Annotated in this window: 24 protein-coding genes and 1 pseudogene; 10 read left to right on the forward strand and 15 right to left on the reverse strand. The window is 68.3% G+C overall.

Features of this window, described 5'->3' with window-relative positions; translation table 11 throughout:
* Positions 1-178: 178 nt before the first annotated feature.
* From J7346_RS10400 to J7346_RS10410, 4 genes and pseudogenes are all read right to left on the reverse strand, one after another.
* Positions 179-2,002 carry an autotransporter domain-containing protein gene (locus J7346_RS10400; RefSeq protein WP_209119856.1) on the reverse strand — a complete coding sequence of 608 codons (1,824 nt, stop codon included), beginning with the start codon at positions 2,000-2,002 and terminating at the stop codon, positions 179-181.
* Between the two features lie 90 nt (positions 2,003-2,092).
* Positions 2,093-3,319, reverse strand: coding sequence for a phosphoglycerate dehydrogenase (serA, locus tag J7346_RS15215; RefSeq protein WP_348521494.1), 1,227 nt, complete (start codon positions 3,317-3,319; stop codon positions 2,093-2,095).
* Between the two features lie 135 nt (positions 3,320-3,454).
* A pseudogene (locus J7346_RS15220) lies at positions 3,455-3,982 on the reverse strand (HAD-IB family phosphatase); the annotation flags it as partial.
* 39 nt (positions 3,983-4,021) lie between these two features.
* The gene (locus J7346_RS10410) at positions 4,022-5,389 is read right to left on the reverse strand and encodes an SDR family oxidoreductase (RefSeq protein ID WP_209119858.1); all 1,368 of its coding nucleotides are present in this window, start codon (positions 5,387-5,389) and stop codon (positions 4,022-4,024) included.
* 143 nt (positions 5,390-5,532) lie between these two features.
* Between J7346_RS10410 and J7346_RS10415 the strand changes: the two genes are divergently transcribed.
* The gene (locus J7346_RS10415) at positions 5,533-6,441 is read left to right on the forward strand and encodes an Hsp33 family molecular chaperone (RefSeq protein WP_209119883.1); all 909 of its coding nucleotides are present in this window, start codon (positions 5,533-5,535) and stop codon (positions 6,439-6,441) included.
* Here the strand turns inward: J7346_RS10415 and J7346_RS10420 are convergent.
* From J7346_RS10420 to J7346_RS10450, 7 genes are all read right to left on the reverse strand, one after another.
* On the reverse strand, positions 6,438-6,719 hold the full coding sequence (locus tag J7346_RS10420; RefSeq protein ID WP_209119859.1) for a hypothetical protein: 282 nt from the start codon (positions 6,717-6,719) through the stop codon (positions 6,438-6,440). The genes J7346_RS10415 and J7346_RS10420 overlap by 4 nt on opposite strands.
* Positions 6,720-6,761: 42 nt before the next feature.
* Complete coding sequence (gene phoB / locus J7346_RS10425) at positions 6,762-7,451, reverse strand: phosphate regulon transcriptional regulator PhoB (protein WP_209119860.1); 690 nt, start codon at positions 7,449-7,451, stop codon at positions 6,762-6,764.
* A gap of 17 nt (positions 7,452-7,468) precedes the next feature.
* Complete coding sequence (phoU, locus tag J7346_RS10430; RefSeq protein WP_209119861.1) at positions 7,469-8,209, reverse strand: phosphate signaling complex protein PhoU; 741 nt, start codon at positions 8,207-8,209, stop codon at positions 7,469-7,471.
* Between the two features lie 8 nt (positions 8,210-8,217).
* Positions 8,218-9,099 carry a phosphate ABC transporter ATP-binding protein PstB gene (pstB, locus tag J7346_RS10435; RefSeq protein WP_209119862.1) on the reverse strand — a complete coding sequence of 294 codons (882 nt, stop codon included), beginning with the start codon at positions 9,097-9,099 and terminating at the stop codon, positions 8,218-8,220.
* Positions 9,100-9,103: 4 nt separating this feature from the next.
* On the reverse strand, positions 9,104-10,393 hold the full coding sequence (pstA, locus tag J7346_RS10440) for a phosphate ABC transporter permease PstA (protein ID WP_209119863.1): 1,290 nt from the start codon (positions 10,391-10,393) through the stop codon (positions 9,104-9,106).
* Complete coding sequence (gene pstC / locus J7346_RS10445; protein WP_209119864.1) at positions 10,386-11,828, reverse strand: phosphate ABC transporter permease subunit PstC; 1,443 nt, start codon at positions 11,826-11,828, stop codon at positions 10,386-10,388. Before pstC ends, pstA begins: the two co-directional genes overlap by 8 nt.
* A gap of 107 nt (positions 11,829-11,935) precedes the next feature.
* Positions 11,936-13,345 carry an ATP-binding protein gene (locus J7346_RS10450; RefSeq protein WP_209119865.1) on the reverse strand — a complete coding sequence of 470 codons (1,410 nt, stop codon included), beginning with the start codon at positions 13,343-13,345 and terminating at the stop codon, positions 11,936-11,938.
* Between the two features lie 126 nt (positions 13,346-13,471).
* Here J7346_RS10450 and J7346_RS10455 point away from each other — a divergent pair, with 126 nt between their 5' ends.
* Positions 13,472-15,748: an ATP-binding protein gene (locus J7346_RS10455; protein WP_348521493.1), complete on the forward strand. Its 2,277-nt coding sequence runs from the start codon at positions 13,472-13,474 to the stop codon at positions 15,746-15,748.
* Here the strand turns inward: J7346_RS10455 and purD are convergent.
* On the reverse strand, positions 15,745-17,022 hold the full coding sequence (gene purD / locus J7346_RS10460) for a phosphoribosylamine--glycine ligase (RefSeq protein WP_209119866.1): 1,278 nt from the start codon (positions 17,020-17,022) through the stop codon (positions 15,745-15,747). The genes J7346_RS10455 and purD overlap by 4 nt on opposite strands.
* A gap of 91 nt (positions 17,023-17,113) precedes the next feature.
* On the opposite strand from purD, the gene xseA reads away from it, so the two are divergent.
* The 4 genes from xseA (at position 17,114) to J7346_RS10480 (ending at position 20,278) form a co-directional block, all read left to right on the forward strand.
* Positions 17,114-18,586, forward strand: a complete 1,473-nt coding sequence (xseA, locus tag J7346_RS10465) for an exodeoxyribonuclease VII large subunit (protein WP_209119867.1) — start codon at positions 17,114-17,116, stop codon at positions 18,584-18,586.
* A gap of 26 nt (positions 18,587-18,612) precedes the next feature.
* Positions 18,613-18,840: a DUF2093 domain-containing protein gene (locus tag J7346_RS10470; RefSeq protein WP_209119868.1), complete on the forward strand. Its 228-nt coding sequence runs from the start codon at positions 18,613-18,615 to the stop codon at positions 18,838-18,840.
* A complete protein-coding gene (locus J7346_RS10475; protein WP_209119869.1) occupies positions 18,837-19,667 on the forward strand; it encodes a M23 family metallopeptidase in 831 nt (276 codons plus the stop codon). The genes J7346_RS10470 and J7346_RS10475 overlap by 4 nt, the downstream gene beginning before the upstream one ends.
* A 101-nt stretch (positions 19,668-19,768) precedes the next feature.
* Positions 19,769-20,278, forward strand: coding sequence for a response regulator (locus J7346_RS10480; protein WP_209119870.1), 510 nt, complete (start codon positions 19,769-19,771; stop codon positions 20,276-20,278).
* On the opposite strand, the gene J7346_RS10485 is transcribed toward J7346_RS10480, so the two are convergent.
* Complete coding sequence (locus J7346_RS10485) at positions 20,233-21,183, reverse strand: lysophospholipid acyltransferase family protein (protein WP_245157788.1); 951 nt, start codon at positions 21,181-21,183, stop codon at positions 20,233-20,235. The two genes, J7346_RS10480 and J7346_RS10485, sit on opposite strands and share 46 nt — an antisense overlap.
* A complete protein-coding gene (locus J7346_RS10490) occupies positions 21,173-21,943 on the reverse strand; it encodes an SDR family oxidoreductase (protein WP_209119872.1) in 771 nt (256 codons plus the stop codon). The genes J7346_RS10485 and J7346_RS10490 overlap by 11 nt, the downstream gene beginning before the upstream one ends.
* A 119-nt stretch (positions 21,944-22,062) precedes the next feature.
* On the opposite strand from J7346_RS10490, the gene J7346_RS10495 reads away from it, so the two are divergent.
* From J7346_RS10495 to J7346_RS10505, 3 genes are all read left to right on the forward strand, one after another.
* On the forward strand, positions 22,063-23,337 hold the full coding sequence (locus J7346_RS10495) for an EAL domain-containing protein (protein WP_209119873.1): 1,275 nt from the start codon (positions 22,063-22,065) through the stop codon (positions 23,335-23,337).
* Between the two features lie 6 nt (positions 23,338-23,343).
* Positions 23,344-24,060: a hypothetical protein gene (locus J7346_RS10500; protein ID WP_209119874.1), complete on the forward strand. Its 717-nt coding sequence runs from the start codon at positions 23,344-23,346 to the stop codon at positions 24,058-24,060.
* A gap of 113 nt (positions 24,061-24,173) precedes the next feature.
* A complete protein-coding gene (locus J7346_RS10505) occupies positions 24,174-24,665 on the forward strand; it encodes a hypothetical protein (RefSeq protein WP_209119875.1) in 492 nt (163 codons plus the stop codon).
* A 9-nt stretch (positions 24,666-24,674) separates the two neighbouring features.
* On the opposite strand, the gene J7346_RS10510 is transcribed toward J7346_RS10505, so the two are convergent.
* Positions 24,675-25,025: a glycine zipper domain-containing protein gene (locus J7346_RS10510; protein WP_209119876.1), complete on the reverse strand. Its 351-nt coding sequence runs from the start codon at positions 25,023-25,025 to the stop codon at positions 24,675-24,677.
* Positions 25,026-25,170: 145 nt separating this feature from the next.
* On the opposite strand from J7346_RS10510, the gene J7346_RS10515 reads away from it, so the two are divergent.
* Positions 25,171-25,497, forward strand: a complete 327-nt coding sequence (locus tag J7346_RS10515) for an endonuclease domain-containing protein (RefSeq protein ID WP_245157789.1) — start codon at positions 25,171-25,173, stop codon at positions 25,495-25,497.
* Positions 25,498-25,540: the final 43 nt, after the last annotated feature.

Genomic DNA, 25,540 nt, shown 5'->3' on the forward strand with positions numbered 1-25,540 from the left:
GGCGGGTCCCCATGGGACAGGCACCGGTCTCAATCGATGAGGACGGGTTCTGAAGGTCGCCTTCGACGAGAATGAGGCACCGGGCGTGGCAGACCGTCGCACCCCGGGAACCTTTCGCCACGAAAAAAGGGCGGAGCCGCACGGCCCCGCCCTTCCTCATCCAGCCTGTGGCCAGAGGTTATTGCAGCGGCATGCGCAGTGTGATGCCGCCCATGACCGTATCCGCGCTGTCGCCGAAGCGACCGCTGACGCCGACGTCGAGGCGGGCCGGGCCCCACTCGAACTCGCCGCCGACGCGGGCCAGTATCTGGCCCCCCATCGCGTCCTCGACTTCACGATACAGAACCTGCGACGGGCTGCCGGCCAGGCCGGTACCGACCGGGTCCGAACTGTCGTCCAGGCTGTCGCGATAGCCGCCCTCGGCGTAAAAGTTGACGCCCTGGGCAGCGGCTTCCGCCCGCAGGGTGACCTCACCGGTGATGCCCTCGACCTTGCGGTCCTCATAGGCGTACTGGGCGGCAACGCCCTGTTCGATATAGCCGTCGACGTCGGTCGACACCCAGGTCACCGCGACACGCGGCGACAGCGCAAACCCGCCCATGTCGAACCAGGTGCCGCCCTGCAGGCGGGCGCCGCGGCTGAAGCCCTGCGTCTCACCGGTGTGGACGACAGGCCCCACGCCGGTGGCGCGCTGGATGTCGTCATAGGTGTCGCGCGAGGCGCCCGCCGTCAGGTTGGCGAACATCGGTCCCGACCTCCAGCCGACGTAGGCGTCAAAGGCGAAGTTCTCGCCGTCAAAGCGCGTCGGACCGGCGATGGTCTCGGTCTGCTGATAGCTGCCGGCCACGCCCATCTTCCATGTCCCGGACATGCTGTGATCCAGAGCCAGGCGGATGCCCTGTCCCTCGATCTCAGCCGCCGGGACGATGCCACGGGCATCCACGTCAGTGCTCATGCCGGTCAGACGCACGTCGAGAGCCGTGTGGCCCGGCTCCCAGGCCGCCCAGCCCGACAGGGCGTCCGAGCCCATGTCCAGCGAGTCCTCGCGCTGGCGCATCGACACCTCGCCCTGGTGGGCCGTCGCGGCGCCCCGGTCGCCATAATACAGGTAGTCGTTGGCCAGGCTGGCAATGGCCCGGTGACCGGCCGCCGTGGGGTGCACGCCGTCCAGATAGAAATAGTCGTCGGGGTTCGAGCACAGCGTCAGGGCGACCTGATTGAAGCAGGGGTCGGTGACGTTGGTCACGCCAAAGGCCGTGGGATTGCCGGCGATCGTGTCGCCGATCTTGAACAGGTCCATCAGGATGATGTTCGTGCCCGACTGGTTCGCAGCCACGGTGTTCAGGCCACTCAGCAGCGCGCCATTGAAGGTCGTCACCGCATAGTCGGCAAGCGGGGCGGCCGGCGAGCCGGCGAACTGCGGCGTCAGGCTCAGCTTGGGCAGGTTGGTGACCAGGATGGTGCCGGCCCCGGCCGTGGCCACATTGTTCACGATCAGGTTGATGTCGGCGGCCGCGGCCAGTGACACGACCTGGATGGCCCCGGCCGGATTGGACGAGGCGCCCGCGGCGGGCAGGCCTTGGAAGATGTTGTTGGCACCGCCCAACACGCTGACCAGATCATTCGGGCCAAAGGTGCCGCCAGCGCCCAGGTACGCGTTCAGCTGGGTCCGCATTCCGGGAGGCGCTCCGGCCAGATCCGTGCGGGCCCCGCCAAAGGCATAGTTGATGCTGCCGGCGTTCGAATCCCCGGCCGCGAACCGGCCCAGGTTGAAGCCCAGCAGTTCCACGAACACCGGTCCCGTCGAGAATCGGCCCTGGTAATAGAAGGGCGCGGGCGGCTGGGTGCCGCCGGTGAACAGGAAGAGGTTGCCGTTGTCGCTCAGGCTGTCCCCGAACACGACCAGACGGCTGTAGCTCTGGGCACTGGCGGTCCCCGCAAGGGCGACGCCGGCGGCCAGAGTCAGGGCCGCGGCTGCGGCATTACGCATGAAACGAGACATGATGATCCTCCCTCGGTCGTGAAGCCCGACCGTTGGGCGACATAGTGCGCGCGCCCGCGGGCGCTGTGCAAGATGCCGTTGGGTCAACTCTCAGTATAAGGTACGAAACCGCAGCGTTCCGGGCACACTTTTCAGCACCTCCAGGGCACCCGCGCGGTAGTCACGATCCACGTCGGTGATGACATAGCCGGTGCGTCCGTCGGTCTTGAGATGCTGACCCAGAATGTTCAGCCCCGCGTCCGACAGAGCCTGGTTGAGGGCGGCCAGCACGCCCGGCTGGTTCTGGTGGATGTGCAGCAACCGGTGCGCGCCCTGCACGTCCGACAGCTGCACATTCGGCAGATTGACACAGAAGGTCGTGTCCCCCCGGTTCAGATAACCCAGCAGGCGTGACGCCGCGAAGGCGCCGATCGCCTCCTGTGCTTCCTCGGTCGAGCCCCCCACGTGCGGGGTCAGGATGACATTGGCCAGGCCGCGCAGCGGGCTGTCGAACGGGTCCTGATTGGTGCGCGGCTCTTCCGGAAAGACATCGACGGCCGCCCCACCCAGCCGCCCGTCCGACAGCGCCGCCGCCAGCGCATCGACGTCCACCACATGCCCGCGCGACAGATTGAGCAGCAGCGCCCCCGGCTTCATGCGCGCCAGCTGCGCTGCCCCGATCAGCATCCGGTTCCCGGCGCGCCCGTCCACATGCAGGCTGACCGCGTCGGCCTCGGCCAGCAGGGCGTCCAGGCTGTCCACCGCCCGCGCATTGCCCAGCGCCAGCCGCTCGGACAGGTCGTGATAGATCACCCGCATGCCCAGCGCCTCGGCCAGCACCGACAGCTGCGAGCCGATCGCCCCGTACCCGACGATGCCCAGCGTCTTGCCGCGCAGCTCGCGCGAACCCTTCGCGCTCTTGATCCACCGCCCCTCATGCATGGCGGTCGAGCGGTCCACGACCCCGCGCATCAGGGCGATCAGCACCCCGATGGCCAGTTCGACCACCGAACGGGTGTTCGAATAGGGGGCGTTGAACACGGCGATTCCGCGCCGGCTGGCCGCATCCAGATCGATCTGGTTGGTACCGATGCAGAAGGCCCCGACCGCCATCAGCCGGTCCGCCTGCTCGATGACCCGCTCGCTCAGCATCGTCTTGGAGCGCAGGCCCAGCACATGCACGCCCTTCAGCCGCTCGATCAGGGCATCCTCGTCCAGCGCCCCGCTCTCGCATTCGACCGAATATCCGGCATCTTCCAGCGCCCTCACCGCCGCCGGATGAACCGCTTCCAGCAACAGCACGCGAATGCGGCTGCGGGGATAGGACCAGCGCCCGATCAGGCCCTCGGCATGCAGCACCTCATCCAGCGAAACGGCGACCGCATCGGCCGCCTCGACGACCCGCGGGCGGCGCACCACCTCGCAAAAGGCATGGAACCGGTCGGCCAGTCCCGCCAGTCGCACCTCGGCATCCGTCCAGCCGTCCCCGACCATGACCACCGGCCCCGGCAGGTCCAGGGCCCCGATCGCCGTGACCTTGCCTCCATCCATGGACAGGGGGTTGGTGCGGTCGACGCCGGTCACACGGCCCGTATCGTCATAGATCAGGTCATTGGCCAGGATCCGGTCATCGGGCACGCCCAGATGCCGGGCCACGGCCGCGATCACCTCGCGGAAGCCCCCCGACACGATCACAATGTGATCCGCATGGGCCCGCAGGGTCTCGACGTTGCGCGCGACCGAGGGCGCCAGTCGCGCCACCGCCCGGCCCGCCAGGGCCTCTACATGCTCGCGCCGCAGCGGCAGCTGGGCCAGGCGCCGCTCCAGCGCCTCACCAAAGCCGAGCGAGCCCGCCATCGCCTGATCGGTCAGGGCCGCGATCTCCGCCCGGATCGCCGCCGCATCGGCGGCGTCGGCCAGCGACAGCTCGGCCAGCACTTCAAGCGTCTCGAAGGCGACGAGGGTCGAATCGAAGTCGAAGATCAGGGTGGGCGCGGTCATGGGCCGACCTTGGCCCACCTTCGCACGTGCAGCAACGGCTCAGTCGTCGCTCTGCCCGCTCTTCATCGCCAGCAGCGCCAGCACACCCAGCAAGGCCGTCGCGGCGGCCACCGCCCCGCCTTCCTTGGCGTGGTCGCGGGCATAGCCTCCGGCGTCGGCGGCATAGCGGCGCGCCCGACCTCCGGCCCGCTCAAGTCCCCGACGCGCGCGTCCGCCATAGCGATCCAGCTCGGCCTGCAGGGCGTCCAGTCGACCTTCTGCACCGCCGGACCCCAGCCCGGGGATCGACGACGGCAGGCGCGACAGCCAGGGCATGGACGGCATCGATGGCATGCGCCAGCGCCGCGGGTCAGCCTGCGCCTTCCAGCGCTCGAAGCGCGTCGGCCCGGACTTCTGGTTCAGCAGGATGTAGCCCACCCCGACGGCTGCCAGCAGGGCCACGACCGTTCCGGCAATGCCCGGATGCTTGCGCACCTCGGCCAGGGTGCTGAAGCGGCGCACCACCGGATAATGCAGTTCGTCCGCCAGGCCGTCATTGGTCGGGTCGTACAGACCGTCGTCCCAGGGGTGATAGTCGTGGGTCTTGTCGCGCATCATCGACGGAGCAAAGCGCGCGAACAGCGGCTCGGCAACCCCCGGCAGGGCCGAATAGAAGGAGGCGATCAGCCGGCCGCCCCCGCCCACGGTGATCTCGCGGATCGGATGGCTGGCGCAATAAAGGACCGTGTCCGCCACCACATGCGTGCCATAGACCGGCTGCGGATTCTGGACGGCCTGACCGGTCAGATTGCGGGCATGACGGTTATAGGGCGTGTCGATCGCGGCCGGCTTGACCAGGCTCAGCGACACCGGCGCCTTCTCGCGGATCAGCTCCATCCGCAGCGAATTGGTGAACCCCTTCACCGCATGCTTCGACGCGGCATAGATGCCCTGAAGCGGGATGGGCGCATCCGACAGGATCGAGCCGACATTGACGATGGCCCCGCCCCCGGGCCGTCCGCGCAGATGCTCGACGGCGATCAGCGAACCGTTCACCACGCCCCAGTAGTTGGTCTCGAACAGGCGCCGCTGGTCCTCCAGCGTGGTCTCGCGGATCGGGCCGAAGATCGACACCCCGGCATTGTTCACCCAGGTGTCGAACCCGCCGAACAGGCGTCGGCACTTGTCGGCGGCTTCGGACAGGGCATCATAGTCGGCGACATCGGCTGCGGCCCAGGCCACCCGGCCGCCCTCGGCCTGGATGTCCTCGCACAGCGTCTTCAGGTCCTGTTCGCCGCGCGCGATCAGGAACACACAGGCCCCCGCCCGCGCCGCCCGCCGCGCCGTCGTCAGGCCCACGCCCGACGTGGCCCCGGTAATGACGATCGCCTGATCCTTGAGCGGTTTCAGCTGGGGCTTGGAAGACATCGGACGCCTTGTGATCACTGTGAGGGGCACGGGAACAACGGCACAGCCCCGCCGGGGTTTCCGGCCATATCATAAGGCAACGCTTGCAAGGGCTTAAATTGGCCGCCCCCTCCCCCTATCTGTGCGCCCTTGCCTCACAGGATATCGACGTGACCGACGCCTCCCGCCTGCCCGACGACCGGGTTGCCGCCTTCCAGATCCAGGACCAGCCCGTGCGCGGCCGCATCGTGCGCATGGGCCCGGCCATCGACGCCGTTCTGTCGGCCCACGCCTATCCGGACCCGGTGGCCGAGCTGCTGGGCGAAGCCTGCGCGCTCGCGTCCCTGATCGGCTCGGCGCTCAAGTTCGAGGGCCGCCTGATCCTGCAGGCCCAGGGCGACGGCCCGGTCCGATACGTCGTCGCCGACTACGGCACCGAGGGCACGCTGCGCGGTTACTGCCGCTATGACGAAGGCGAACTGGCCGCCCTGACCGCGGATCAGGCCCGACCCGGCGCACACCGCCTGCTGGGCAAGGGCGTGTTCGTCATGACCCTCGACCAGGGGCCGGACTTCGAACGCCACCAGGGCATCACCCCCATCGAGGGCGACAGCCTGTCGCTGTGCGCCGAACACTATTTCCAGCAGTCCGAGCAGATCCCGACCGAGGTGCGCCTCGCCGTCGGCCGCCTGACCGACGACACCGGCAGCGCCTGGCGAGCAGGCGGCATGATGATCCAGCGTCTGGCCGGCGATGCCGCGCGCGGCGATACCGAGGATGCCTGGGACCGCGCCCGCGCCCTGTTCCGCACCATCGGCGCCGACGAGCTGATCGATCCCCGGGTCCCGTCAGAGACCCTGCTCTATCGCCTGTTCCACGAGGACGGCGTGCGCCTCGAGGCTGCCCAGCCGCTTGTGGCCCACTGCCGCTGCTCACCCGACCGCATCGCCACCGTCCTCGACAGCTTCACCGACGAGGAACGCGCCGAGATGGTCGAGCCCGACGGCAAGATCCACGTCACCTGCGAATACTGCGCGAAAGTGTATGAGCTGGAGGCGGGCGCCGGGGTCTAGGTGTCGTCCCTCAAGCTGCCGACGAAGAACCCGGCTACGGCAGCTCCGGCCCACACCAGCATGGGAAGGCCGACGAAGCCCAGCCCGATGAAAACCCACCCGACTTCCTGCCGCCAGGATGCCGGGTTCCCGATGATCAGCGCCGTCACCAGATAGAGCAGGACGGGCAAGAGGACCCAGGCGGCCAGTAAAATGTGGCGGCGCTTCGTCACTCGACCGACCAGCCAGCCGCCCGAGGCCGCGACAAGTAAGATGCCAAAGAGCAGAGGGACCAGCATCCGATCAGTCAGGACCAAAGCTGGCGGGTCGTCAAATCAGCCCTACCCGTCCAGGTCCAGCGAATAGCCCGCCGAGCGCACGGTGCGGATCGGGTTGGCGGTGCCCTCGACGTTCAGGGCCTTGCGCAGGCGACCGACGTGCACATCCACGGTGCGCGCCTCGACATAGACGTCCGAGCCCCACACCGCGTCCAGCAGCTGCTCGCGGCTGAACACCCGGCCCGGGTGCTGCATGAAGTGATCCAGCAGGCGGAATTCCGTCGGGCCAAGGTGGATTTCCTTGCCCGCCCGGCGCACCCGGTGGGCCACCCGGTCGATGACGATGTCGCCGTGGTTGATCCGGTCGTCGGCCAGGCCCGGACGGATGCGGCGCAGCACCGCCCGGATGCGGGCGATCAGCTCGGTCATCGAGAAGGGCTTGGTCAGATAGTCATCGGCGCCGGTGTCCAGACCGCGCACCCGGTCGGTTTCCTCGCCGCGCGCCGTCAGCATGATGATCGGCAGGTTGCGGGTCTCCGGCCGTCCGCGAATGCGCCGACACACCTCGATGCCCGACACCTTGGGCAGCATCCAGTCCAGCAGCACCAGATCGGGCAGGCGCTCGTCGATCTGGACCAGCCCCTCCTCCCCGTCGCCGGCCACCACGACGCGGTAGCCTTCCTTTTCCAGATTGTACTGAAGCAAGGTCGCCAGCGCGTCCTCGTCTTCCATCACAAGAACATAGGGCTGCACGATAGGGGTCTCCGGTCTCAGGACTCTTGCGGACGCAGGGGATCGTCGGCCGCCATCACATCGGAATCCGACGGGGTGGGCGTCCAGCGCGGCCGTTCACCGATCATGTCGCCGCCGGTGATCTCATAGTGGATGGTCTCGGCGATATTGGTCGCGTGGTCGCCGATCCGCTCCAGATTCTTGGCCATGAACAGCAGGTGGGTACAGGCCGTAATGGTGCGCGGATCGCCCATCATATAGGTCAGCAATTCCCGGAACAGGCTGTTGTAGTGCTCGTCGACCTCATCGTCCGAGGTCCAGACGCCCATCGCCCGGTCGACGTCCGAGGCCGTATAGGCATCCAGCACATCGCGCAGCCGGTTCGACACCAGCTTGCCCATCCGTTCGATCGACCGGGTCAGCGGCAGCATCGGCTCGCCCTCGGCCAGGATCAGGGCGCGCTTCGAGATGTTGCGGGCCAGGTCGCCCGTGCGCTCCAGATCGACCGCCAGCTTCATCGCCGACAGCGTCTTGCGCAGGTCCGAGGCGACCGGCTGGCGCAGGGCGATCAGCCGGATGGCCTTCTTCTCGATATCGGCATGAAGGGCGTCCAGCCGGGCATCGCGCTCGACGACCGCACGGGCCAAGGCGACGTCGCGACGCGCCACCGACTCGATCGCATCGGCCACCTGTGCCTCGGCCAGTCCTCCCATGCGGGCGACGATGGCCGTCAGCTGGTTCAGCTCGTCCCCATAGGATTTGACGGTATGCTGGTTCATCGGGTGCCCTATCCGAACCGGCCGGTGATGTAGTCGAGCGTGCGCCGTTCCCGCGGATTCGTGAAGATTTCCTCGGTATCGCCGGTCTCGACCAGCCGCCCCATGTGGAAGAAGGCGGTGCGCTGCGACACCCGGGCCGCCTGGGCCATCGAGTGGGTGACGATGACGATGCAATAGCGCTCGCGCAGCTCGTCGATCAGCTCCTCGATCTTGGCGGTGGCGATCGGGTCCAGGGCCGAGCACGGCTCGTCCATCAGGATCACTTCCGGATTGACCGCAATGGCGCGCGCGATCACCAGACGCTGCTGCTGGCCCCCCGACAGGCCGGTGCCCGCCGAGTGCAGACGGTCGGCGACCTCTTCCCACAGGCCGGCGCGACGCAGGGATTCCTCGACCACCCCCGCCAGTTCATCCCTGGACCGGGTCAGGCCATGGATGCGCGGGCCATAGGCGACGTTCTCGAAGATCGACTTCGGAAAGGGGTTGGGCTTCTGGAACACCATGCCGACGCGGGCGCGCAGCAGCACCGGGTCCAGCGAGCGGGCATTGATGTCCTCGCCGTCCATCTCGATGCGGCCCGTCACCTTCGCCCCGGCGATGGTGTCGTTCATCCGGTTCATGGTGCGCAGGAAGGTCGACTTGCCACAGCCCGACGGGCCGATCAGCGCCGTGACCGTCTTGTCCGGAATGTCCAGGCTGACGTCGAACAGGGCCTGCTTCTCGCCATAGAAGACCGACACGTCGCGCGCGGCGATCTTGGTCGGGCCGACGGGGGCGGCACCCTTCGGGTCGGTGGCGGCCTGGGCGGCGGCGGCCAGTTCGGCCGGCACCTCGGCGGCGGGCGCGCCGCCCTCCAGTCCGTCCTGCGAGCGATAGATCGTCTGTTTCATGCGTTTACCACCGGCGCTCGAAATGACGCCGCAGCAGGATGGCGGCGGCGTTCATCACGATCATGAAGGCCAGGAGAACCATGATGGCCGCGGCGGTCCGTTCGTGGAACGCGCGCTCCGAGGCATTCTCCCAGATGTAGATGAGGGACGGCAGGGCGCCGCTGGGCTCGGTGATCGAGCTGGCGACACCCGGAATGAAGCTGACCATGCCGATCAGCAGCAGGGGCGCGGTCTCGCCCAGCGCGTGCGCCAGCGAGATGATCGCGCCGGTCATGACGCCCGGCAGGGCCAGCGGCAGCACGTGCTGGAAGACCGTCTGGGTGCGGCTCGCCCCCATGGCCAGGGCCGCCTCGCGGATCGACGGCGGCACCGCCTTCAGCGACGAGCGGGTGGCGATGATAATGGTCGGCAGGGCCATCAGCGCCAGCACCAGACCGCCCACCAGCGGCGATGACCGCGGCAGATGCATCCAGTTGATGAACAGCGCCAGACCCAGCAGGCCGTAGACGATCGACGGCACGGCCGCCAGGTTGTTGATGTTGACCTCGATCAGCGCGCTCAGCCGGTTCCGGGGCGCGAACTCTTCCAGATAGACCGCCGCCGCCACGCCGACCGGAATGGCCAGCAGGGCCGTGACCATCAGCATCAGGGCCGAACCGACCACGGCCCCCAGCACCCCGGCCAGCTCCGCCTCGGTCGAGTCCCCGCTGGTGAACAGGCGGGCGTTGAAGTGGCTGTGCACCCGGCCGGCGTCTTCCATCTGGTCCAGCCAGCCGATCTGGCGATCGGTCAGGCGGCGTTGCTCGGACGGCGTGTCGCGCGAGATCTTGCCCTTGAAGAACAGATCAGCGTCGTCCGACACGGGCACGCCGAAGGTCACCGTCTGCCCGATCAGCGACGGATCGGCGGCCACCTGCTCGGCGACCTGGAACTTCAGCTCGGACGAGAACAGGCCGCGCATCTCGGCGGCCATCGGACCGGCGGCATCGCCGCTCAGGCCCTGTGTCGCCAGTTGCTGCTCGGCGACCATCTGCTCGAAATTGGTGCCCTGCGGATAGGACGCATCGATCTTGGCCGGGTCCAGATAGACCGGCACCGACACCTCATGGGCATAGAAGGCTGTGTGCCCCTGCTCCACGATCCGGCCCAGCAGCAGCGCCAGGAAGGCCACGGCCACGGCAATGGCCAGAATGCCGTACATGCGGAACCGCATCTCGCGGGCATAGCGGCGCTTCAGCCCGCCTCTCAGCCGCTCCAGACGGGTCGCCGCCAGGGCGTCACGGGTCTCAGTCATACTGCTGCCGATACGTCTGGACGATGCGCTGGGCGATGATGTTCAGCGCCAGGGTGACCACGAACAGGGTCAGGCCCAGGCCGAAGGCCGCCAGCGTCTTGGTCGAGTTGAACTCCTGGTCCCCGGTCAGCAGGGTCACGATCTGCACCGTCACCGTGGTGACCGTGTCCAGGGGATTGAGCGTCAGGCGCGCGGCCAGGCCCGCAGCCATGGTCACGATCATCGTCTCGCCGATGGCCCGCGACATGGCCAGCAGCAGGGCCCCTGCCACACCCGGCAGGGCGGCGGGCATCAGCACCCGGCTGACGGTCTCGGACTTGGTCGCCCCCATGGCATAGGACCCGTCGCGCAGGGACTGCGGCACGGCGTTGAGGATATCGTCTGACAGGGACGAGACGAACGGGATCAGCATGATCCCCATGACGGCCCCGGCCACCAGCGCCATCTGGTTCTGGACCAGCATCAGATACTGCCCCAGCCCGTCCAGCGGCCCGCCGACCAGCCAGCGCCCCAGGGTGTTAAAGCCCTCGCGAAAGGCCGGTCCCACCGTAAGCGCGGCAAAGAAGCCGTAGACCACGGTCGGCACCCCGGCCAGGATCTCCAGCACCGGCTTGATGATCGCGCGACTGGCGGCCCCGGCGTATTCCGACAGATAGATGGCCGCGAACAGGCCCACGGGCGCGGCCACGGCCATGGCGATCAGCATGATCAGGAAGGTCCCGGCGAACAGCGGCAGGGCGCCGAATGCCCCGGTCGAGCCCACCTGGTCGGCACGGATGGCGGTCTGCGGGCTCCACTGGGTGCCGAACAGGAACTCCGGCAGCGGCACGGCCGAGAAGAAGCGCGTCGCATCGATCAGCAGCGAGGCGATGATGCCGATGGTCGTCAGGATGGCGATGGCCGAACAGACCAGCAGCAGCCCCACGATCCAGCCTTCGACCCGGTTGCGCGCCCGGAAGTCCGGACGAATCCGCATGAAGGCGACCAGACCGCCCACCAGGCCGGCCAGCAGGGCTCCGACCACTCCGGCCCACATCAGGGTCGTCTGGATGCGGGCGGCCCGGGCGCCTTCGGGGGCCAGATGCTGGGCGACCTCCGGCTCCCAGATGGCCTGGGTCGCCTCTCCGTTGGCGACCCGCGCCGCATCGGCGACAAAGGCATTCTTGCGGAAGCCTTCGAGGCGCTCGACGGCCTCGGGCTGACCGGTCTGGATCAGCTGGTGCGAGATCGGGCCGGACAGGATCGACAGGGCGATCAGCACGAACAGGGCCGGTGCCGCGACCCAGATCATCGCATAGGCCCCGTGCTGCACAGGGCGCGAGTGAGCCCGGGCCCGTCCGGTCAGGGCCTCGGCCCGACGCGCCGCCCGGCGCCGGCCCAGCACAAAGGCCGCCGCCGCCAGCAGGATCACGATCAGAAGGACAGTCAGGGTCATCGAGGTCCGCGATACGGGGAATCAGGTCGCCGTTCGGGCCACCATGAAAGTGCGCGGACCCTGCCCGCGATTGGTCAGCGGATTACGACGGGTCCATGACAGTTCGGTTACACCGTCAGAGGTTCTGTCACAGCCGTGCGATTCGACAGGGGAAAGAAGGCGGTAAAGGCCGCGCCCTCACCGGGCACGCTCTCGACGACCAGCCCGCCGCGGTGCCGGTTCACAATATGTTTGACGATCGCAAGACCCAGGCCGGTGCCGGGTCGTTCGCCGCTCTTCTGGCCCTCGACCCGATAGAATCGCTCGGTCAGGCGCGGCAGGTGCTCGCGCGACATGCCCGGCCCGTGGTCGCGTACCGTCACGGCGGCATAGGTCAGCTCCTCACCGCGGTCCGGCGTCAGCAGCGGCAGGCGCGCGGCCCCCGTCATCCGCGACGCGGCGGCCTCGGCAGGCGTCAGTCCGGTCCGGATGTCCACCTCTATCCGGCCGTCGCGCGGCGAATATTTGATCGCATTGTCGATCAGGTTCTGGATCACCTGGACGATCTCGTCCCGCTCGCCACGGATGCGGACGGCGTCTTCCGGGGCTGCCACCTCGATTTCCACGCCCTGCTGCTGGGTCAGCACGCTCAGGGCGTCCACCACATCCGTGGTCGCCCGGCCCAGATCCAGATGCCCGGACGGCGGGACGTGCTCGTTCAACTCGATCCGGCTCAGCGACAGCAAATCCGCGACCAGTCGCGACATCCGTTCCGCCTGGGCCGCCATGATGTCGAGGAAGCGATCGCGGGCCACCGAATCCTCGCGCGCATGCCCCTTCAGCGTCTCGATGAAGCCGGACAGCGAGGCCAGCGGCGTCCTCAGCTCATGGCTGGCATTCGCGAGGAAATCGACCCGCATCAGCTCCATGCGCCGTACATCCGTCTCGTCGCGCAGCCGCACCAGCGCCAGCGTCTCGCTGGCCGATGCCGGCAGCGGCCGGGTCATCGCCCGCCAGTGCCGGGCCTGGACCCCGCCCGAGTCGAAATTGGTCTCGCGGCTGACCCCGCCGAACAGGGCCTCATCCACCGCTTCCAGCAGGGCCGGATCGCGCAGCGCCGAAACCAGAATGGCCCCCTCGCGCGGGATCCGCAGCAGATCGCGCGCCGCCCGGTTGGCCAGCACCACCCGGCGCCCGGCCATGTCGTCGGGCTCTCCGCCCCGCACGACCAGCAGCGGGTCGCTGACGGTTTCGAACACCTCTTCGAGCAGGGCAATCGGACCGGCCGGGCGGGTCTCGTCACGGGTGCCCCCGTCCGAATCCTCATTCCCTTCCGGCATGACGGGCCTCTGATTGGCGACCAGCCAGGTGGTGACCGCCACCAGCAGCGCACCACCGACCAAAGGCGCCGCATGGGCCGGATCGTAGACTGCCAGCGCCAGCAGGATCAGCACCGCCAGCCCCCCGGACGCCCCGGCCGTCCACAGGCGTGACCCGGGCGACGGCACGACGGGCGAAGAGGTCTGGACGTCAGGCATGCCCTGTGATGCGCGGGAAGTGTGAAATCCGCAAGACAGCCTTTGGCGCTGCGGGAATTGCCCGAACGCACGGAATATTCACGACTCCGGCCTAGCTTCCCCCGCGAACAGGGGAATGGCGTCTACGTGAATACCGTACTGCTCTGTCTGACGACCCAGCACCACTGGGTGATGGTCGCTCTTGCGGCCACCGTCTGTCTGGGCGGCCTCGTGACGGCGATGTCGGTGTACGAGCGCGCGCGCCGGTCACGCGGTCAGACGCGGGTAGCGTTCGGTGCCGGGTCCGTCGTCACGGGCGGGCTGGCGGTCTGGACCACCCACTTCACCAGCATGCTCGGCTATGACCCCGGCATCCCGCTGGCCTATGACATGGGCCTGACCTTTGCCTCGCTCGCCCTCGCCCTGGGGGCGGCGTCGGGCACCGCCCTGATCGCCCTGGCCGGCAAGAGCACGCTCGCCGCGCGCATCCTCGCCGGCCTGTTCGGCATCTGCGGCGTGGCCGCCATGCACTTTGTCGGCATGTGGGCCCTGCGCATGCCCGGCACCCTGAGCTGGGACCCGGCGCTGGTCGCTACTGCCCTGCTCACAAGCATGGGCTTGGCCACCGTCGCAGGCTGGCTCCATTCCCGGGGCGGCTGGAAATTCACCCTGGGCGCAGCGTTCACCGGCACCCTGGCCGTCAGCGCGCTCCACTTCATCGCCATGGGCGCGTCCACCATAACGCCGGATCCGTCGATCACTGTCGTAGGGGCCGCCTATTACGGCGCCGAAGTACTGGGCGTGATCGCCTCGGCCATCGGCCTCCTCGTGGTGGCGGCAGCGGCCTCAACCGGACTGACCTACTGGTCGCGCACCAGCGCCCTGCGCCAGTTGCGTGAAGCCATCGATGCCATGCCCGACGGCCTCGGCTTCTATGACTCCCAGGACCGGCTGGTCCTGTGGAATGCCCGCTACGCCGAGGTGAATCCCGAGCTTTGCTCCAGGCTCGAGCGGGGCATGACCTTCCGCGAGATCCTCGAGATCGGCATTTCCGAAGGCCTCTACCAGGAGGCCATCGGGCGCGAGGAGGAATGGATCGCCAGCCGCATCGAGGCGCGCAAGAGCCTGTCCAGCACCCTGGAGCAATCCATCGCCGGCAATCGCTGGCTGCGGGTCCAGGACCGGATGACGGCCGCCGGCGGCATCGTCACGGCGGTCAATGACATCACCGAGCTCAAGCGCGACGCCCAGGCCCTCGCCGAGGCCCGCGACGCCGCCGAGGCGGCCAATGCCGCCAAGAGCCAGTTCCTCGCCAATATGAGCCACGAGATTCGCACGCCCCTGAACGGCGTCATCGGCGTGGCCCAGGCCCTTTCGCACACCAACCTCAGCGAAGAGCAGCGCAACATGCTCAAGCTGATCGACGCTTCGGGCCGCACGCTCCAGATCCTGCTCAGCGACATCCTCGACCTCGCCCGGGTCGAATCCGGGCGACTGCAGCTGACGCCCGAACCCATGGACCTGCATCTGGCGGTCGAGGAAGCGGCCCAGCTTTACGCCGAAAGCGCCCGCGAGAAGGGCCTCCAGTACATGGTCGAGATCGCCGACGACTGCCCCCGCTGGATCGAGGGCGATGTGGTCCGGCTGAAGCAGATCCTGACCAACCTCGTATCCAATGCCGTGAAATTCACCGCCGAGGGCATGGTCCAGCTGACGATCGGCGCGGCCGTAGAAGCCAGTGGTCGCGAGACCCTGAGGCTGGCCGTGTCGGACACCGGCATCGGCTTCGACGCCGCCACCCGCGACCGGCTGTTCAGCCGCTTCGAACAGGCCGACGGCGGTATTACCCGCCAGTTCGGGGGCTCGGGCCTCGGCCTCGCCATCTGCCGCCAGCTGGCGGAAATGATGGGCGGCACCCTCGATTGCGAGAGCGAGCCCGGCGGCGGGGCCTGCTTCATGTTGTCAGTCCCGCTCAAGCGGGTCGCCGCGCCGGTGGCCGAGGCGCCTGCCGCCCCTGTGGCCGAAAGCCGCGAGGGTCTCACCATTCTGGTCGCCGACGACCATCCCACCAACCGCAAGGTGGTCGAGCTGATCCTGTCCCAGGTCGGCGCCCGCATGGTTCTGGTCGAAAACGGTCAGCAAGCCGTCGACGCCTATCGCGAGGACCGCTTCGACATCGTCCTGATGGATATGCAGATGCCGGTGATGGACGGCCTGACCGCCACGCGGGAAATCCGGTCAATCGAGGCCAGTGACGGGCGCGGGCGCACCCCGGTTGTCATGCTGACCGCCAACGCCCTGGCCGAGCACGTGGCCGCCGCCCAGGCCGCCGGCGCCGACCGCCATCTGGCCAAGCCCTTCGACGCGGCCGAGCTGATCGAGACCGTCACCCAGCTTCCCGAACAGGCGCGTCAGGCGGCCTAGCGCGGCTCCATCGCGCGCCAGCCGATGTCCGAGCGATGGAATCCGCCGGGCCAGTCGATCTTGCGCACGGCGGCATAGGCCCGCTCGCGCGCCTCGGCGATATCGGCCCCGCGGGCACAGACGTTCAGCACCCGGCCGCCCGAGGCAATAAGACTGCCGTCCTCGCGCCGCTTCGTGCCCGCGTGGAAGACCTTCACATCGGGGCCAAAGTCCTGTTCGGCGCCCCGGATGACCGACCCCGTCAGCGGACTGTCGGGATAGCCCTTGGCCGCCAGCACCACGGTGATCACCACGCCGTCGTGGAACTCCGGTTCCGGCGCCCGCGAGGCATCCCCCCGCGCACAGGCCAGCAGCAGCGGCACCAGATCGCTCTTCAGCCGCATCATCAGCACCTGGCATTCCGGGTCGCCGAAGCGGGCGTTGAACTCGACCACGCGCGGCCCGTCCTCCGTCGCCATCAGGCCGACGTACAGCACCCCGCGATAGGGATGCCCCTCGGCCGCCATGCCCTCCATGGTCGGCTTGACGATCTGGCTCTCGACCGCCTCGACCATCTCGGGCGTGAACACCGGCGCGGGCGAATAGGCCCCCATCCCGCCCGTATTGGGACCGAGATCGCCGTCAAAGGCGCGCTTGTGATCCTGGGCCCCGCCGAACAGGCGCGCGGTCTTGCCGTCGCACAGGGCGAACAGCGAGCCCTCCTCGCCCTCCATGAACTCTTCGATCACCACCCGGGCCCCGGCACTGCCGAACCGGCCACCCAGCATCCGCTCGATCTCGGCCTCGGCATCCTTGCGGTCGGGGCTGATCGCCACCCCCTTGCCGGCCGCCAGACCGTCAGCCTTGATCACATAGGGGGGCCGGAACACCGACAGTGCTTCTCGTGCGTCCTTCAGCGTCTCATAGACCCCATAGCCCGCCGTGGGGATGTCATGCCGCTCCAGAAAGGCCTTGGCGAACGCCTTCGAGGTCTCCAGCCGCGCGGCCTTGGCCGTCGGCCCGAAACAGGGGATGCCCACCTTGTCCAGCCGGTCGGCCAGCCCGGCCTCCAGCGCCATTTCGGGGCCCACGACCACCAGATCGGCCTTGATCTCGCGCGCCAGCGCGGCCAGCGCCTCGGCATCATCGGCACGCACATCGCTGCGCAGCTCGCCGAGCCGCTCCATGCCCGGGTTGCCCGGAGCGATGACCAGCTTCCGGCACAGCGGCGACTGGGCGATTTTCCAGGCTAGCGCATGCTCGCGCCCACCCGATCCGACGAGGAGGATATTCATGCCCGCGACATGACGGCACGGGGCCGTGGGGTCAAGCCGCCCGTCCCCAACATTGCCTGCCCGACCTCCGGGGGGCTAAGCCTGAGGGCACATGACCGACGATTCCTATGCCTTCGAGGGGACCGCCCCGGCCGCTCCGACCACCGGCGACAACAATCCCGCCGTCTCGATCTCCGAGCTGGCCTTCGCCCTCAAGCGCACGCTGGAGGACCGGTTCGGCCATGTCCGGCTGCGGGGTGAGATTTCCAAGGTCAACCGCCATGCCTCGGGCCACGTCTATCTGACGCTCAAGGACGACAAGGCCTCCCTGGACGGCGTCGTCTGGAAGGGACAGGTGCGCGGCCTGTCGATCCAGCCCGAAACGGGGCTGGAGGTCGTCGTGACCGGCAAGATCACCAGCTATCCCGCCCGTTCCAGCTACCAGATCGTCATCGACAGCATGGAAGCCGCAGGCGCCGGGGCCCTGCTGGCCCAGCTGGAGCGGCTCAAGGCGAAACTGCGCGAGGAGGGCCTGTTCGAACCGGGCCGCAAGAGCGCCCTGCCCCGCTATCCGCGCGTGATCGGCGTGATCACCAGTCCGACCGGCGCCGTCATCCGCGACATCCTGCACCGCATCCGCGAGCGCTGGCCCTGTCATGTGCTGGTCTGGCCCGTCGTCGTCCAGGGCGAGGTCGCGGCGCGTCAGGTGGCCGCCGCCATCCGGGGGTTCGAGGCCCTGCCCGCCACAGGCCCCATCCCCCGTCCCGACGTACTGGTCGTGGCGCGCGGCGGAGGCTCGGTCGAGGATCTCTGGCCCTTCAACGATGAAGACCTGGCCCGGACGGTCGCGGCCTGTTCCATCCCGCTGGTCTCGGCCGTGGGGCACGAGACCGACACCACACTGATCGACTTTGTCTCCGACCGCCGCGCGCCCACCCCGACCGGGGCCGCCGAAATCCTGACGCCCGTCCGCGCCGAACTGGTCGCCACCCTCGCCGACCTGGAGCGCAGGCGCCTGCAGGGTGCTGCCCGCCTGATCGAGGACCGTCGCACCCGGCTGCGCGCCACCGCCCGGGGCCTGCCCAAGCGGCCAGAGGACCTGCTGGGACTGGCGCGCCAGCGGCTGGACCACGCCTCCAGCCGACTCGGCTCGGCGCTGGGCAAGAATGTCGCCGTCCACCAGCACCGCCTCGCCGTCCTGCAGGGCCGGCTGGGTCGCGGCCTGCTCGACCGGGGGCTGGAGCGTCGCGCCACCCGCCTGGCCACCCTGTCCGAAAAGCTGGCGACACCGCCCCGCGCGCTCGACCGCGGCACCCAGTCGCTGATCGCCCTGTCCCGCGCGCTGAACACCCTGAACCCGCGCACGCCCAAGCCCGGCTTCGTCCGGGTCGAGGACGACGCCGGCGCCTGGTTGACCTCGGCTGGCGACGTCGCCCCGGGTCAGGCCCTGTCGCTGGCCTTCGCCGACGGGCGGGTCGGTGCCACGGCCGACGGCGGCGACAGTGAGGCTCGCCCGGCCGCGCCGCCCGCGCCCCGCCCGCGCAAACCGGCCGCGCCCCCGCCCGAACAGGGCGATCTTTTCTAATCCATCCGAGGCGCTAGACTGCCCTCATGGACGTCAGGGGCGACAGGACCGGCCAGAGCCGGGTGGGGGGGCAGGAAGCGCGGCTGCGCTATGCCCACGGGGATTTCGTGATCATGACGGGGGGCGCATTCGTGCGCTGCGCGGTCACCGGCCGCCCCATCCCGCTCGAGGCCCTGCGCTACTGGAGCGTCGAGCGTCAGGAGGCCTATTTCGGTCCCGACGAGGCGGCCCAGAGTCTGGCCGGGCGGTCATGACCCTGGATCGCCGCGCCCTGCTGGGCGGGATGGCGGTCAGCGGCCTGCTGACCTCCGGTGCGCAGGCCCAGGCCAACCCCCTGAACCTGCGGGGCCGGGCCGTTCAGGGCGGCCATATGATCGGACGCACCTGGCCGCATGCCCTGATCTTCGTCGATGGAGAGGCCCTGACCACGGCCTCGACCGACGGCTGGTTCATCGTCGGCTTCGACCGCGACGGTCCGCTGACCACCCGCATCACCGCCCGGTCGGCTGCGCAGGAAACCTCCGCCGAGCTCACCCTGTCCGAGGGGCTGTTTCCCAGCCACAGCATCAACGGCCTGCCGCAATCGACCGTCACGCCCGACGACCCGGCGCTCATTGAGCGCATCCGTGCCGAGGCCCAGGTCAAGGCCGACGGCTATGCCAGCCGGCTGGATGCCGACTTCTTCCGTGACGGCTTTTCGCCGCCCCTCGAGACGATGCGGGTGACCAGCGCCTGGGGCAGCCAGCGGATCCTGAACGGCACCCCGGCCCGGCCTCACTACGGCATCGACCTGGCGGCTCCCACCGGCGCCCCGATCACCGCGCCGGCCGCCGGCCGTGTCACTCTTGCCGAGCCGGACTTTCACTACGAGGGCGGCCTCGTCTTCATCGACCACGGTCAGGGCCTGATCACCGCCTATCTGCACCAGTCCCGGCTGGAGGTGGCCACCGGTCAGGACGTCTATCGTGGCCAGCTGATCGGCCGGGTCGGCGCCCGGGGCCGGGCCACAGGCCCCCACCTGTGCTGGCGGATGAAGTGGCGCGACCGCAATCTCGACCCGTCCCTGCTGCTGCGCACCTGAGCCCCCCGTACGAATTTCTTGTCCTCGACCCGGACGTCTTTCGTGACTAGGATGCCGCTTCGTCGCCCCGTTCCGGGCCCCAGCCTCAGCCTGAAAATTTCATGTCTTCCCTACAGTCGATTCACATTCTCCTCGTGGACGACAACCAGCACATGCGCGCGATTACCTCGGCGATCCTGCAGTCCGCCGGTATCCGCAAGATTCGCGAAATGCCCGACGGCTCGGCCGCGCTCGAGGCCCTGCGCAATGACGTGTTTGACCTCGCCATCGTCGACTTCAACATGTTCCCGCTGGACGGGGTCGAGTTTACGCGCCTGGTCCGCAACAGCCCGGACAGCACCAATCCCTATCTGCCGATCATCATGATGACCGGCCATTCCGAGAAGAGCCGCGTGGTCGAGGCGCGCGACGCGGGCGTCACCGAATTCGTGGTCAAGCCGATCACGGCCAAGGCCATCCTCGAGCGGATGAATGCGGTCATCTACAAGCCGCGCCCCTTCGTGAAGACCGACGGCTATTTCGGACCGGACCGCCGCCGCAGCGCAGCCAAGGGCTTCAAGGGCCCCTACCGCCGCTCGACCGACGTCCCGCCCGAGTCCAGCGAGGCATAGACCCGGTCGGGCCAGCGCTTGTGCACCCAGAACCAGTCGACGGGGTGTTCGCGCACCCGTTCCTCGACGAAGGTGGTGATGGCCTGCACGCCGCGGGCAATGTCCTCGGTGCGATTGCCCGTCTGCTTCGGGTCAATCGGCTCATGCACCGTCAGGCGGAACCGCACGCCCGGCAGCCGCGTCACCGACAGGGGCTGCAGCACCGTCCCGAACTTCAGTGCCAGCCGCGTCGGCCCCGGCGCCGCGTTGACCGGCTGGCCAAAGAAGATCGCCTCGGGCCCCTCTGAAAACTTCTGATCGTTCATCAGGGCGACCGACTCGCCGCGCGCCATTCCGGCCAGCAGCTCGCGCGCCCCGTCGCCGCCCTTGGGCGCGAACAGTTTGACCCCATAGCGCGCCCGCGCCTTGCGGATCTGCGCATCGACATAGGGATTGTTGGCCGCGCGATAGGTGATCTGGCACGGCACACCCGCGCCCAGGATGGCCGCCGGCATCACCTCGAAACAGGCCAGGTGCCCCGAAACGAACACCACCGGCCGGCCGCTGTCGCGAATGGCGTGCAGCCGTTCCAGACCCACGATCTCGACCCGGCCCGAGTCGGGCGTCAGCTGGTCCATCACTGCCGTCTCGGCAAAGGTCCGCCCCGTCTGCTCCCAGCTGTCGCGGGCCAGCTGCTCGCGTGCCTCCGGCGTCATCTCGGGGAAGGCGATGCGCAGGTTGCGGATCACTGTGCGGTGGGTGCCCGTCTTCGGCCCCAGCCAGCGCAACAGACCCCCGCCGAAGGCCGAGGCCCGCTCCACCCCCATCAGCCGCAACAGGCCGATCAGGACGGCGAACCCCGCTGCCTCCAGCCGCCAGATCAGGTCCTGGCGAAGGCTGACAGGCTTGTCCGTCTCACCAGGCAATGGTGATGCCACCGTCCACCACAATGGTCTGGCCGGTCATATAGGCCGAGGCCGGCGCGGCCAGATAAACGGCGGTGCCCGCGATCTCGTCGGGCTGGCCGATCCGCTTCAGCGGCGCCGGCTCGGTCGTCGCCTTCAGGATCTCGGGGTTCTCCCACAGATAGCGGGCAAAGTCGGTCTTGATCAGGCCCGGCGCGATACAGTTCACGCGCACGTTCGACGGTCCGAACTCGACCGCCAGGTTGCGCGCCAGCTGCATGTCGGCCGCCTTGGAGATGTTGTAGGCCCCGATCAGGGCATTGCCGCGCAGGCCGCCGATCGACGACACGATGATGATCGAGCCGTCCTTGCGCTCCACCATCTCGGGGGCGACCATCTGGATCAGCCAGTGGTTCGAGACCACATTGTTCTGCAGGATCTTGTCGAACTGTTCATCGGTGATGCCGCCCATCGGCCCGGCATAGGGGTTGGACGCGGCATTGCAGACCAGGATGTCGACCTTGCCCCAGGTCTCCTTGGTCGTGTCGACCAGCCGCTGCAAATCCTCCTTCGAGGCGATGTTGCAGGGCACGGCGATGGCACGACCTTCGCCGAAGCGTTCGTTGATCTCGGCGGCGACCTCGTCGCACGGTCCGGCCTTGCGCGACGAGATGACGACATGGGCGCCATGCTCGGCCATCCGCTCGGCGATGGCCTTGCCGATCCCGCGTGAGGATCCGGTGATCACCGCCACCTTGCCGGTCAGGTCAAACAGTTCCATGTGCGCGCCACTCCTCAGGTTATCGCTGTCCACCGATTCTTTCTGAATAGCCCTAGCGGCTCCGGGCCGATAGCCCGATACTGGATCGATTCCATCGGGAGGCCGGACAGACGCCCCACATGCGTACCCTTACTCGTACCGCCCTGATCTTCAGCTATCTGTTTCTGGCCATGACGGTCGGCGCGCTGATCTGGCGTGGCGGACTGGGTGCGGGCGCGGGCATCGCCGCCACCTTCGGCGCCCTGGGCGTGCTGGGCGTCATCCACCTCTATCTGACCGGCCACCTGCGCGAGCGCGCCCTCAAGGCCGAGATCGGCCAGATCCGCGACGCCCACCGCCTGCTGGCCGACGCGCTGGAGACCACCCAGGGCGCCCTGACCGAACTGGCCCAGGCCATCGAGTCCGGCGCCCTCAACCGCACCGAGGAGCTGACCGGCGAGGTTCGCATGCTCGAGGGCCTCATCCAGCAGATGAGCGCCAGCATCGACGAGCGCCTGTCCACCCCGGCGCCGGTCGCGGCCGACACCTTCGAGGGCCGTCGCCAGGCCCAGTCCCACGCCCTGCTGCGCACCGTCCACGACGCCCTGACCGAAGGCCGGGTCGACCTGTACCTCCAGCCGGTCGTGACCCTGCCCCAGCGGCGCACCGTCTTCTACGAAAGCTTCACCCGCCTGCGCGACTCGACCGACCGGGTGATGATGCCGGCCGAATATCTGTCGGTCGCCGAGGGCGAAGGCCTGGTCCCCGCCATCGACAATCTGCTGCTGTTCCGCTGCGCCCAGATCGTCCGCCGTCTGGCACGTCAGGACCGCAAGGTCGGCGTCTTCTGCAACGTTGCCCTGTCCTCGCTGGGCGATGAGACCTTCTTCCCCCAGTTCCTGCATTTCCTCAGCGAGAACCGCGACCTCAACCAGTCGCTGATCTTCGAGCTGGGACAGGCCACCTTCGACGCCCGCGGCGCGGTCGAGGCCCGCAACATGGCCAAGCTGGCCGACCTCGGTTTCCGCTTCTCGATCGACAAGGTCCAGACGCTGGATCTCGACTTCGCCGACCTGCAACGCTCCGACGTCCGCTTCGTCAAGGTCGCCGCTGACCTGCTGATCGAACAGCTGCTCGACCTCGACGGCGGCTCGCCCCTGCCCAGCCTGCGGGACATCCAGGCCGCCGACTTCGCCGCCCTCACCCGCCGCTACGGCATCGAGGTGATCGCCGAGAAGTGCGAAAGCGAGCGCCAGATCGTCGACATCCTCGAGCTCGACGTCTCGATGGGACAGGGCCACCTGTTCGGTGAACCCCGCGCCATCAAGGAACAGGTCCTCGCCGAAACCGACCCCCCCGCCGACTTCCTCCGCTCCACCCTCCGCAGCGCGGAGCAACGGCGCCGGGCGGGATAAGGACCGATGCTGGGCCTGATCCTCCTCGCGCTGCTGGCCCAGGATCCGGACCCCAAGGCCGTGGCGGCCGCCGAGTTGCAGACAATGGATACGGCTGAGGTCGCACGGATGCTGTGGCCTTCGATGGCCTCGCGCATCACCGACCATTCGGCTGTTCGCCTCCACTATTTCGGCCCGCCCTTTCCTCCGGGCTCGCCCGATCCTCTGGCGAATGTCGAACTTTATACGGAACCGGAGCCCCTGCCCGGAGGTCTTTGTCACCGTGAGGTATACCACGTGCTGGCAGGCCGATCCGTCGACGGTCGGGGCTTTGTGCCGGTCGAGTCCTACATGACAACGACCTATCCGGTCGTGCGGCGTGATGCGGATTGTGCGGGTGCCGCCTCACGCACTTTCGCCCGATTCAACGCTGGGCTCGAAGACGTCGCGGTCCTGCTGGAGCGCGTGGATGACTTGCAGAGCATGGTCCGCTCCGACCCTGCGGCCGACGTCAGCCTCGTATGCACCAGCAGCCTCAGGCACGACCCCTGTCCTGCCGACCTGCCCCGCCTCTTTGCAGAACTGCCACTGGACCGCATTGGCTTGATATCGCCTGACGAGCAGGGGCACCTCGAGTTGGTGATCTTCGACAGTCACTATGGCTCTCTTTTCTGGAGCCTTGTCCTCGTCGACGGCGCACAGCCACGTATCCTGATCCACCGCGCGGCTCCCGCCCCGCCTTAGGTCAGGGCGGAGCGAACTCCGCCAGTATCAGCTTACTTGCCTCAAGTAGAACCGCTCGCACGCAGGAGGATCGATATCCCGTGAATCGCCGCCTCACGATACTCGCAGTTCTGATGGCCCCTCTCATAACCGGGGTGGTGTCACTGGGCATGGCAGCCTGCGCCCACGCGCCCCGCTCCGGCCCCGAGCTGCTGACGGTGGCGGAACGCAGCTTTTCCGACATCCCCTTCGGCACCCGAGAAGGCGTACCGGGCCTGACCATGGTCATTGAGGGACAGTGCCAGGAATGGGGCGAGTGCAGCTATGCCGACGCCAACGGCGTCGAGCACTATTTTCGGGAAGGCGAGCTGGTGGTGAAGGCCTACGCCTTCACAGAGGGCGACACCCGTCCCTCACCGGTCCTCGGTATCGGCACCGCCCGCCACATGGACGCGGTTCTGTCGCGGGTCGAACGCTTCCTGCCTGAAGTCGAGATCGAGTGCCGTCCCGAGCCAGACCACGGCCAGACGTGCGGCGCCACCCTGGGCGAAGGCTGGATCAACTTGCAGTTCGATCGCGATGGCCGCATTCGGGAAGCCCGGCTCGACGCCTATCACTTCACCTGACGGCTGGCCCTACCAGCGCCGGGTGTTGTCCCGCCAGTAGACCCGCTCGCGGCCGTAGCGATAGTCGTCGTTGTAGCCGCCAAAGCCGTAGCCGCAGGGATCATCCTCTTCCGACAGCTCGCTGCCCAGGAGCGCCCCGGCCACGGCGCCGATCGCCGCGCCTTGCTCGCGGTTGCCTTCTCCGGCCACCGCCGCACCGACGGCCGCGCCCAGCAGGGCCCCGGCGCTGATGGCCCGCTCGCGGTTCTTCGCATAGTCCCGCTCGCACGCCGAGGCATAGTCGCCGTAGCCCGCGGTCGCACAGCCGCTCAGCATCAGCCCGCACCCCGCCACCGTCGCCAGCATCTTCACCGATTGCATGTGATCTCTCCCTGTGGTCCCTCGGTCGAACGCAGGGGTAACGGCGGTGTTCCGCTCGATTGACGTGCGCCGGGCCGACTCGAATACTCCGCGCATGTATCCGCCCAGGACCACAGTGGCGTGGGCCCGCTCGCTCCGACGCCGAATGACCTTGCCGGAGGTCATTCTCTGGCAGGCGATACGTGGACAACAGCAGGGCGCGCGATTTCGGCGGCAGCACCCGATAGGCCCCTTCGTCCTCGATATCTGGTGCGAAGACGCCCGGCTGGCAGTCGAGGTCGATGGCCAGACCCACGACCATCCGGATCAGATCCGCCACGACGCCCGCCGCACCGAGTGGCTGACGGCGCAGGGCATCCGGGTCTGGCGAGTGCCGGCCCGCGATATGCTGACCAATCTGGACGGCGTCCTCGCCGCCCTCCGCGACCTCACAAATCCTCCCCCCTCGGGGGAGGGGGACCGCAGCGCGTAGCGCTGGGGTGGTGGGGGCAGCGGTGTCTTGGGCTGTTCAAGCC

Origin of the sequence: Brevundimonas sp. A19_0, assembly GCF_017744255.1 — a bacterium.
Taxonomy (GTDB): domain Bacteria; phylum Pseudomonadota; class Alphaproteobacteria; order Caulobacterales; family Caulobacteraceae; genus Brevundimonas.